The organism is Pantoea sp. R102, from assembly GCF_004916815.1.
GTDB lineage: Bacteria > Pseudomonadota > Gammaproteobacteria > Enterobacterales > Enterobacteriaceae > Pantoea > Pantoea dispersa.
Genome location: NZ_SDFT01000035.1, coordinates 1 through 9,007 on the forward strand (window position 1 = coordinate 1; position 9,007 = coordinate 9,007).

The window sequence follows — 9,007 nt, forward strand, 5'->3', positions numbered from 1 at the left end:
CCCGCTAACCCGCTAACCACAACCAATTATACGAGAGGGTTAATCATGGCAGAGCACGATACTAATTCAGAAGTGAGCATTTCCAGAGCGTTACGGCAGCGATTGGTAAAACGGAGTAATTAACAGACGCGGCACTGAGGTGTTGGAGCACCCCAGCCCGCTGACCATGAGCAACTAAGAAGTAGTTGATCATGGCTGACACGCATCATGAGTCAGAGACCCGCACACCCACAACCGCTGCCTGCGGACTACAGGCGCATTATTACAGGGTCAGCTACCGGCCTAACCGGAGCCAGCCGAACCCGCTGCCGCAGCTCACCATTAAAGGCCGCTGGCTGGAGCAGCTGGGCTTCACGACCGGGCAGAAGATCGAGGTGATCACCGGGCCGGGGCAACTGCTCATCCGGCTGGCGAATGAAGGGTAATTAACTGTTCTGTAGATTAAAATCCCGGCACTAAGGCCGGGATTTATTGAGTTAAGATTATAAGTAGAGGCTATCATCGTAAGGACTGGCAGCAAGAATTTCTTCAAAATGTTTTCGAGATTTTATTCCCCAGTCGATGTTGATTTTGTTCATAAGCTCAATAATCTTTGGAAAATAAATACGCCGACTATCTTTACCGGGAATCCGATTATTTAATTCGTACTCGACTGCTACATCATATATAAAATCATACACAATCCAATAAAGTAACTCATCTGTTGAATCTGTAACCTTTCTAGAAAACTCATATCCTCTCTCGGTACAGATATAATTATACTTTCCATTTTCAAATGAAATATAAGGCGTTCCATCATCATTAGGTGCTGAGCAAAGGTTAACAGAGTGAACTGGAAAACCTAATATCAAAACCAGCGTATCTATTTTTTTTTGAAGATCATTAATACTCAACAGCATTTCAATTAACCCTCTCAATATATTTGTTGTCTAACAACCATTGTACATTTACTCGTTCCTGCATATTAGGCGGAATCTGAATACCTCCGCCATGTTCACCAAAAGCAGGGGCTATTTTCCCTTGAATAACAGGCAACGGTTTTATGACAACGTATTCATGGTACTTATCCGCTAAGGAGCCAGGGGCTAAAGCGCGCTGTTCCTGGGGCGTACCTTGTGGTGCCAGGAAAGAACCATTTGTCTTGCCATACCTATCTAAATGAGTGCCTACAGGAAGCGTTGTTTTAACTGGTTCTTCGGCAAAACCTAATTTTGCAGGCCAGTTCCAGTCTCCGCTTTCATTACGGTATTTATCGTACTGTGACCACCCTGAAGCTTCCTCATCAGCAGCAACTCTATTTGGCTCTGCCGTTCTTCCGGCTGAAGGTTGAGATAGTTTTTTTGCTGAACTCTTTTTGTCGGATCCTTAATTACACTCTTCAGCCCGTAAGCACCCGCCAGAGCGGCAGCCAGTTCCTGAGTCTGCATTGCTATATCATAACGGCCTGCTGCTGTTTCCCAGCTCATACCGGACGCCTGTGCTATTGCTGTTATGGCTTGGTCGCGGCTGATACTGCCTGCATCCAGTCCCTGCAAAACACTTTCCAGGTTTTTCACATCCTGTGGATATAAATCCCTGTACAACAATGAGTAGGTCGCATTTTCACCATATTTATTAAATGCTTCCTGAGCCGGGCCAATCAGCGCACCACAGGCTGAACCACCTTTATTACCATCCATACAGACCGCTTTTATCGCTTCATCACGCGCTTTATCTGTCTGATTAATCGTCGCCAGCTCTTTCGCTTCAGCCGGTGTCAGTTCCTGTTTTAGATAGTCGCGCTTCGTCTCCAGCTGTTTCTTTCTGTCGGCTTCCTGCACCCTCAGCCAGTTATTCTCAACCGCATTCTTCCCTGCCTGAGCGCCGGCCAGCGCACTGGCGCTACTGCCGCCGGTCACGCCGCCTGCCAGACCTGCAGCCAGGGTACTCAGTGCACTGATGATCTGCTTATCCGACTCCTGCTGGTCGCTAACCTGTTTACCCGAATACATCGAATGCATGATCAGCTGCCCATCAGCTCTCCGCTGACCGCACCGGTCGCGCCTGCTGCCGCACTGGTCCCTGCCGCCCGCGAGCTTATCACACTAACCAATGAACGGGTGTCTCGGCCGGAAAGGCAGATCGATGCGATCCGACAGACGCTAATGGCGAAGCAGAAGTTTATTTCTGAGATGCTGGATAACGTGATGGGTAAACGGAGCCGCTAACAGGCGCGGAACCGTGGTGCTCGAACCCCCAGCCCGCTGACCGCTGACCGCTGACCGCAAGCAATTAACGAGGAGCTGGTTATGGCTGGCACGCATCATAAGTCAGAGGCCAACACGTCCAGGACTAAATCAAGACGTTATACCGTGGGATATATCCGCGATCACCTGAAGCAGCGGCCTTCACCGTCGATCACCCTGCGCGGCCACTGGATGGCTGAGCTGGGATTTACGACCGGGCAGAAGATCGAGGTGATCACTGAACCGGGACTGATGATTATCCGGCTGGCAGCAGCTGAGTGATAATGTAAAAATCCCGGCCTAATGGCCGGGATTTGGTCATTAAGAGACCATTTGATCTAATATGTTTCCAATCTTACTTAACAAGGCTACAACCTCATTTCTATCAGAGCCTATTCTTGTTTCAAACTCAGCAATATCAATACCATTACAGATTTCATTCAACGCTGAATTTAATATCAGCAACTCTTCTTCTGTTATATTAATTTCTGCAGTTTTCATTGTGACAGATAATAGTTCCATATTTACCTCAAGCTATCAAAGTAGGCTCTCCCGTTCACTGGTCTGAATGCAGTACCACCATCGCTAGGTTTGGGGTTTCGTATAACAACGGTGTTTGTCGATTGATCCCAATAAGCTGACCCTCCGCCACTTAGCTCTTTGACAGAAGTTGGATTTTACAACGTTCTCAATGAGTTGAGAAAACTGTTCTTTTGTCTTTATTCCCAGATTAGCGAATTCAATTTACTGAATAACATGTTTTTCGAAAGCATGTCCATCGGCAATTTCTTTTCCCGTTAACTCGGCATTAAGATTTTTACTATTTACAGCACTATGAGCCTCATTATTCCGTGCATTTTCCTCATCCTGTGGCTCCCAATCGCCAGGCGTTCCGGACCCCGTTCCACCCAATTCGGCTTATCAGCATCCGACAAATCTTTGCCAATATTTGCTTGATTCTGCTCTTGGCCATTTTCCGAAGAACAAGCTCGTCCGAAGGAGCATTGCGTTGCCTTGTCCAGCGCATCACCCAGATCTTTAATTGTACCTTCAAGACCTGAAGCTTTTTTCTTATCTACATCCTGTTTAACCTGGTCGCCGGGATCAGCAGGCACACCCGGAACAGGAACTGGAGGCGCAGGGATAGTCAGCGCATTATTCTCAACAACAACACTCTCTGGCGTGGAGTATGGTGACGAAGGCGATTTTTCCCTTTACTTTCTGTTAGTTAGAATCGTTTTTACCGGCGTACTTCCGGCGCGACAACTTGTAGCTCCGACGCGCCTTTTTCTTCTTCACATGCTACCGCTGGCCAAGAGCACCTGGCGCATTGTAAGGATTTTTAAAAATGCTCCAGACGTTGGGTTGGGAGCATTTGTACGTTTTAGCGGTTATTTTTCTGGATTTATATATGTATACCTACTATCAATTTCCAGACCAAGATCATTAACTATTTTAAGCACTTGCGTGTACTCACCTTTACTGATCACAACATCATGATCAGCAATATGATCACATAGCGTTTCGAATGCTATTACATTCTCTGAAAACCCAAGATACCCAAGGGCAAAGTCAACTAACGAAGGTTCCAGACGATCTTTTAATCCTTCACCAAATTCTCTAATTTCGTCATTAATATCCATTTCACCCACACTATTTTCTAATAGGCTTTAAAGTTGGAGGAGTCAGATTATTATCCGGGAACGCTGTTACAATTTTCCCACTAGCGGGCTCGTATACCACACGAACTCTGACACCATCTCGTTCTTCCCAGGCAACCCACCTTGCCGGCCTTCCTGCGTTTGTATATGCCCCACCAGTTCCGGTCTGAGCAAACCATTGAGTATCGGGGGAGGTAGCAATGCCTCCCACAGTATGGACAACCTTATCTGCTGACCAACTTTGAGGAAAGACTGTTTTTCCTGGATTTCCAGGATATAGATGTCCCCCTTGCGTAGGGCTATCCCCATATAAAATATGTTGTTTGGCTTCTGGTGAAAGGATATCAACGTATTTCTGGTTTGAAGGTGATAGTCCAAGATCTGAACTTTAGCAATAGACAAAAAGGTTTTAGCAACTACGTACTGCGCCAGCTTGGCTTCACTCGTAGGTACACCACTTGCCAAGATTTCTGCTGCCCGTTGTGGCGTCATTTCTCCGTCAGCCGCCAATGCACTGACCGGGACCCCAAAGAACTCTGCCCATGCTGTCAGCAATCCTTTAACGGCATCCTGCCCTTCAGGTATTTGACCCTGCGAGTTTTTAACCAGCGCCGCCGTAAGTTCATCCAGCGAAGCGCCATTATGGATCATGCTGGCCGCAAGGGACTGTTGAGATAAGCCAATATCATTCAGTTCCTTAGGCAGACTCAGCGAGTTATTATCAACCGCATTCTTCCCTGCCTGAGCGCCGGCCAGCGCACTGGCGCTACTGCCGCCGGTCACGCTGCCTGCCAGACCTGTAGCCAGGGTACTTAGTGCACTGATGATATGCTTATCCGACTCCTTCAGGTCACTGACCTGTTTACCCGAATACATCGAATGCATGATCAGCGGCCCATCAGTTCTCCGCTGACCGCACCGGTCGCGTCTGCTGCCGCACTGGTTCCTGCCGCCCGCGATCGTATCACACGAACCATTGAACGGATGTCTCGGCCGGAAAGGCAGATCGATGCGATCCGACAGACGCCAATGACTAAGCAGAAGTTTATTTCTGAGTTGCTGGATAACGTGATGGGTAAACGGAGCAGCTAACAGGCGCGGAACCGTGGTGCTCGAAACCCCAGCCCGCTGACCGCAAGCAATTAACAAGGAGCTGGTTATGGCTGGCACGCATCATAAGCCAGAGACCGACACGCCCACAGCTCAATCAAGACGTTACACCGTGGGATATGTCCGGGATCAGAGGAAGTTCACGCTTTCACCGTCTATTATCCTGAAGGGCCACTGGATGGCGGCACTGGGATTTGAGACCGGGCAGAAGATCGAGGTGCTCACTGAGCCGGGACAGTTGATTATCCGCCTGGCTGCTTAAGGATAACTGACTGATAAAAATGGAATCCCGGCTCACTGGCCGGGATTTCTTGTTAAGATCAATTAGGATCTGATGGGGGAGATTTTCGCGTATTGAACTTGTCTGTCAGATTAAAAACTATTGTAGCTAATGTAATCGCTGTTCCTGCAATAGTTCCAAAAACAATAGCTCTCTTTAGCTGTCCATCGGGAATTAGAAAAAATCCATTTTTGATATATATAATCATCGATGATCCAGCCCCCAAAATAAAACAAATCAGTATACAAAAAACACAAGAGTAAATTAGTAATTTGATATATGCGATCATTTTTTCTCCTCCTTTTCTTTTTCAGAAGATTTTTGTGGAGTTAATGTATTTAAGAGATTTTGTGTATATCCACCTAAAAATTCTGTCCCGAGCGAGCCTATAGCATCAAATATGAAGCCAGGTGCATCCTTTCCTGTTAACGAATTAACAACCCCTGGTGCATATTCACCAAATCCCCATCCCAATCCAGCGCTACCTGCGGCGATACCAATCGCCCCAATATCAGCTCCATTGCTCAATGCCGCACCAGTCGTAGCTATTCCTACGTTCTGCAATAGTCCACGTCCCGGAGCCAGTGCGCCGGTTACAGCCGCAGAAGCACTGCCCCAGTAGTCCCAGGTTGTTTGCTGATTTTCAGGCAGGCTTTGATTCTTCTCACTGTTGATATCAAACCACTGATACGTACCATTAGCCATTGCCGCGATGACTGCACCACCGACTACTTTACCTACCGATGCAGCCGGACCTAAATAAGCTGCTCCTGCTATCAACACGCCGTCCTTATATCCATTCACGATAACCTTGGTTATATTCGCGCCGTCAGGCAAATCACCCTGCGTCAGTTTATCCAATCCTGCCTGTTTCTGCTCTGGTGTAAGGTTATGTTCCTCTGAATACTGATTCCATGACTGCGCAGCGGAGCCTGAACTGGTCATACCCGTACCCAAACTTAGCGCATTATTCTCAACCGCATTCTTCCCTGCCTGAGCGCCGGCCAGCGCACTGGCGCTACTGCCGCCGGTCACGCCGCCTGCCAGACCTGCAGCCAGGGTACTCAGTGCATTGATGATCTGTTTATCCGACTACTGCAGGTCGCTGACCTGTTTACCCGGATACTTCGAATGCATGATCAACTGACCCATCAGCTCTCCGCTGACCGCACCGGTCGCACCTGCTGCCGCGCTGGTTCCTGCCGCCCGCGATCTTATCACACGAACCATTGCACTGGTGCCACGGCTGGAAAGGCAGATCGATGCGATCCGACAGACGCTAATGGCGAAGCAGAAGTTTATTTCTGAGATGCTCGATAACGTGATGGGTAAACGGATTAGCTAACAGGCGCGGAACTGAGGTGCTCGAATATCCCAGCCCGCTGACCGCAAGCAATTAACGAGGAGCTGCTTATGGCTGGCACCCAGCTTAAGTCAGAAACCGACACGCCCTCAACTAAATCAAGACGTTATACCGTGGGATATATTCGTGATCACCTGAAGCACCGGCCTTCACCGTCGATCACCCTGCGCGGGCACTGGATGGCAGAGCTGGGATTTGCGACCAGGCAGAAGATCGAGGGGATCACTGAACCGGGACAGATGATTATCCGGCTGGCAGCAGCTGAGTGATAATGTAAAAATCCCGGCTCAATGGCCAGGATTTCCTTTTAGTTATCTGTATAAGCGGCTATTAGCTTATTTATTTCACACCAAAGTTGACCTTCATTAAATTCACATTCTTGACGACCATTATCTGGGTTATACATATCAGCAATACAAAATACGCTGGAGAGTAACTCACTTAAATTATCATCATCCTGTGCAAGTAATTCATTATCACGTTCTGTTTTCCACTTAATCATATAAGTGTCCACAAAGCAGCCAGCGGTTATGTCCTTGGATATAAAACTGTCAATGTAGCTCTTAAGTGATTGACTCATCTTAAATCTCGTTATCCATAACGTTATCATACTTTTTCGTTTGAGGATCAAGCTTCCATCCACTGACAAAATTACCTGTTATATCAACCACAACTACATTATTTTTTGCGGGTTAAAAAATACTTTCAATTCTGGAACTAACAAGTATTTGCCATGTTCATAAGTACTTGTGTTATCTAAATGTGGCGTGGTCTCCGTCAACAGGCCGAAGATGAAGCAGTGACTTAAGGCGTTCCCTGGCGCGCTGAACTACACCGGCGATCTGCCGGTGATCAAGCGCGGGAACGGGCATTATGGGTGGATTTGACGGCTAAAAATAGGAAGATCCCGGCTTGAGAGCCGGGATCATTGATGGCTAATCGTCGTAGCGGAAGTCTATATTTAGTTTCATTTTTTCAACATCCAGAGTCACTTTACATCCATGCCACGCAGGGCGGCCATTGGTCAGATTGTTTTCAATATAGTAGTTGCGAAGCTCTACTAAATAATGAAGGATATCTGTATTCGCCCTTCCACCTGCCGTTAACCATTGAGTTTTATCATCATCATCAAGATAATCATATTCATACTCACAATGATCATTTTCCGGTGACAATTCTGCACGCATAATGATCTTCTTAGCTTTGTCGGGAGCGATACTATATAAAACAGTACCGATATCTTTATAAATCTCTTGATCATTTCTCATTATTTCCCTCCCGGTGCATTTATAAAGGTTTTTTCTATTGGGCGACCACCATTAATAGAGTAGATAACGTTGAAGCTTTCAGGGCGACCACCAGTTCCAGAATAAACGGGATCTATCTTAACATTCACCTGCTTACCCTCTTTCAGGGCAGAAGCCCACGTATTTTCCATTTGTTTCCAGGCACCCTTATTCAGATTACCACTCATTGGAACAATATTAAGCTTCTCACCCATACCACCAAAAATGCTGGCTATCAGGTGACCACCTTCATCCCCTGCAACCCCACATTTACCAGCTTTGCACTGTTGGTATGTATTACGGTCTTTTGTCAATAATGACAGATCTGCTTCAACAGACGCTACCCGGCCATTATTATCGGTCACATAAGTTTTATTAGCATCAACTTTATACGTTTTATTTGGCAGGGGATTATTCAGTTCTTTACTCCAGTTTCCCTTACTACCTGATACTGCAACGATTTCATCGCTGGCCTTATTGATCAGCTTCGAGGCTTCAGCAAGTTCCCCTTTGTTCAGCGCTGTCTCAGCCGCTTTAATGGCCTTGCCCGCCACATCCCCTGCGCCCGGTATCAACCCTAACGCTGCGGCAAGATAATCCAGCGCACTCTGCGCTTCCGCAAAGCTCTTGATATCACCCACCACCGGCACAAAATCTGCACCGGCGGCAAGAGTTTCTTTCAGCGATTCACGCCGCTCGTCGTACATTTTCACCGAGCAGGCTTCCGCGCTTAATCCGGCACAGTTCTCCTTCTTATAGCGCTCGTTTTCCGCCTCAACATACTCACCGGCCTTCTGCTCAAGCGTTTTACCTTCAGACTGCGCCTGCGCTATATCACCCAGCGAGTTATTCTCAACCGCATTCTTCCCTGCCTGAGCGCCGGCCAGCGCACTGGCGCTACTGCCGCCGGTCACGCCGCCTGCCAGACCTGCAGCCAGGGTACTCAGTGCACTGATGACCTGCTTATCCGACTCCTGCAGGTCGCTGACCTGTTTACCCGGATACATCGAATGCATGATCAACTGACCCATCAGCTCTCCGCTGACCGCACCGGTCGCGCCTGCTGCCGCGCTGTTGCCTGC

Annotated in this window: 15 protein-coding genes and 1 pseudogene; 5 read left to right on the top strand and 11 right to left on the bottom strand. The window is 47.8% G+C overall.

Annotation, left to right across the window (positions count from 1 at the left end):
* Positions 1-191: 191 nt before the first annotated feature.
* On the top strand, positions 192-425 hold the full coding sequence (locus ERD80_RS04390) for a SymE family type I addiction module toxin (RefSeq protein WP_058776385.1): 234 nt from the start codon (positions 192-194) through the stop codon (positions 423-425).
* 57 nt (positions 426-482) lie between these two features.
* Here ERD80_RS04390 and ERD80_RS04395 read toward each other — a convergent pair whose 3' ends face one another.
* Positions 483-899 (bottom strand): Imm63 family immunity protein, encoded by a 417-nt coding sequence (locus ERD80_RS04395; RefSeq protein ID WP_136545890.1) that lies wholly within the window; start codon positions 897-899, stop codon positions 483-485.
* Positions 900-1,205: 306 nt separating this feature from the next.
* A complete protein-coding gene (locus ERD80_RS04405; RefSeq protein ID WP_136545892.1) occupies positions 1,206-2,000 on the bottom strand; it encodes a VENN motif pre-toxin domain-containing protein in 795 nt (264 codons plus the stop codon).
* Here ERD80_RS04405 and ERD80_RS22615 point away from each other — a divergent pair.
* A complete protein-coding gene (locus ERD80_RS22615; protein ID WP_211145560.1) occupies positions 1,995-2,207 on the top strand; it encodes a hypothetical protein in 213 nt (70 codons plus the stop codon). The two genes, ERD80_RS04405 and ERD80_RS22615, sit on opposite strands and share 6 nt — an antisense overlap.
* 81 nt (positions 2,208-2,288) lie before the next feature.
* On the top strand, positions 2,289-2,507 hold the full coding sequence (locus ERD80_RS04415; protein WP_058776388.1) for a SymE family type I addiction module toxin: 219 nt from the start codon (positions 2,289-2,291) through the stop codon (positions 2,505-2,507).
* Between the two features lie 39 nt (positions 2,508-2,546).
* Here ERD80_RS04415 and ERD80_RS04420 read toward each other — a convergent pair whose 3' ends face one another.
* The 5 genes and pseudogenes from ERD80_RS04420 to ERD80_RS22970 all read right to left on the bottom strand — a co-directional run.
* Positions 2,547-2,747, bottom strand: a complete 201-nt coding sequence (locus ERD80_RS04420; RefSeq protein ID WP_058777973.1) for a hypothetical protein — start codon at positions 2,745-2,747, stop codon at positions 2,547-2,549.
* 302 nt (positions 2,748-3,049) lie between these two features.
* Positions 3,050-3,340, bottom strand: a complete 291-nt coding sequence (locus tag ERD80_RS22750) for a hypothetical protein (protein WP_233210703.1) — start codon at positions 3,338-3,340, stop codon at positions 3,050-3,052.
* 276 nt (positions 3,341-3,616) lie between these two features.
* Complete coding sequence (locus ERD80_RS04430) at positions 3,617-3,868, bottom strand: MafI family immunity protein (protein ID WP_072208572.1); 252 nt, start codon at positions 3,866-3,868, stop codon at positions 3,617-3,619.
* 10 nt (positions 3,869-3,878) lie between these two features.
* Positions 3,879-4,097, bottom strand: a complete 219-nt coding sequence (locus tag ERD80_RS04435) for a hypothetical protein (RefSeq protein ID WP_338131965.1) — start codon at positions 4,095-4,097, stop codon at positions 3,879-3,881.
* 554 nt (positions 4,098-4,651) lie between these two features.
* A pseudogene (locus ERD80_RS22970) lies at positions 4,652-4,771 on the bottom strand (VENN motif pre-toxin domain-containing protein); the annotation flags it as partial.
* A gap of 274 nt (positions 4,772-5,045) precedes the next feature.
* On the opposite strand from ERD80_RS22970, the gene ERD80_RS04450 reads away from it, so the two are divergent.
* On the top strand, positions 5,046-5,258 hold the full coding sequence (locus ERD80_RS04450; RefSeq protein ID WP_058775899.1) for a SymE family type I addiction module toxin: 213 nt from the start codon (positions 5,046-5,048) through the stop codon (positions 5,256-5,258).
* Positions 5,259-5,561: 303 nt separating this feature from the next.
* Here ERD80_RS04450 and ERD80_RS04460 read toward each other — a convergent pair whose 3' ends face one another.
* Positions 5,562-6,356, bottom strand: coding sequence for a VENN motif pre-toxin domain-containing protein (locus ERD80_RS04460; RefSeq protein WP_282183358.1), 795 nt, complete (start codon positions 6,354-6,356; stop codon positions 5,562-5,564).
* 333 nt (positions 6,357-6,689) lie between these two features.
* Between ERD80_RS04460 and ERD80_RS04470 the strand changes: the two genes are divergently transcribed.
* On the top strand, positions 6,690-6,908 hold the full coding sequence (locus ERD80_RS04470) for a SymE family type I addiction module toxin (RefSeq protein WP_058775900.1): 219 nt from the start codon (positions 6,690-6,692) through the stop codon (positions 6,906-6,908).
* Positions 6,909-6,946: 38 nt separating this feature from the next.
* Here the strand turns inward: ERD80_RS04470 and ERD80_RS04475 are convergent, their stop codons facing one another.
* From ERD80_RS04475 to ERD80_RS22975, 3 genes are all read right to left on the bottom strand, one after another.
* Entirely contained in the window at positions 6,947-7,249 is a 303-nt protein-coding gene (locus ERD80_RS04475; RefSeq protein WP_348769905.1) for a colicin immunity domain-containing protein, read from the bottom strand.
* 325 nt (positions 7,250-7,574) lie between these two features.
* Positions 7,575-7,907 carry a hypothetical protein gene (locus tag ERD80_RS04485; RefSeq protein ID WP_058775901.1) on the bottom strand — a complete coding sequence of 111 codons (333 nt, stop codon included), beginning with the start codon at positions 7,905-7,907 and terminating at the stop codon, positions 7,575-7,577.
* On the bottom strand, positions 7,907-9,007 hold a 1,101-nt coding region (locus tag ERD80_RS22975), incomplete at its 5' end, for a DNA/RNA non-specific endonuclease (protein ID WP_211145561.1). The genes ERD80_RS04485 and ERD80_RS22975, both read right to left, overlap by 1 nt.